This window comes from Mesorhizobium sp. WSM4849 (assembly GCF_055811385.1).
Genome location: NZ_JBVVPW010000118.1, coordinates 1 through 421, shown reverse-complemented (window position 1 = coordinate 421; position 421 = coordinate 1). Strand labels below are relative to the sequence as shown.

Sequence of the window (421 nt, the reverse complement as noted above, 5' to 3'; positions counted from 1 at the left end):
AGCAAGGAAGTCCATAGCGCGGTCCAGAAGCTGCCGGAACATCAGCGCGAGGTCCTGATGCTGATCGGGGTTCTTGGTGTCAGCTACGAAGAAACCGGCGAAATATGCGGTTGTGCGGTGGGAACGGTAAAAAGCCGCCTTAACCGAGCGCGCGCCAGCGTGCTGGAATACCTCGGCGAAAGTTCGTTGCAGACATTGGTGGAAAGACGCAATCATCTGTCCGAAGCACAGGGAAACTTCGCAGTCGACAGGCGTCGATATAGCTAGTCTTCTTTCTTGCACCGACGCTTCTCGACAAGCGCGTTCTGCAATTGAACCGCGAGGTTGGTCAACCGGTTGGGGATCTTTTCCTGCTCGATGGCAGTCAGCAGAGATGCAATCTTCCGGTCTATTGCCAGCCGGAGTTGCGGGCTGATTGTAT

1 protein-coding gene is annotated in these 421 nt (G+C 55.3%); it reads left to right on the top strand.

Translation table 11 applies throughout. The annotated features are described in order from the left end of the window. Positions 1-267, top strand: a 267-nt coding sequence (locus AC0L3L_RS36470) for a sigma factor-like helix-turn-helix DNA-binding protein (RefSeq protein ID WP_473642215.1), incomplete at its 5' end; no start/stop codon positions are given. Positions 268-421: the final 154 nt, after the last annotated feature.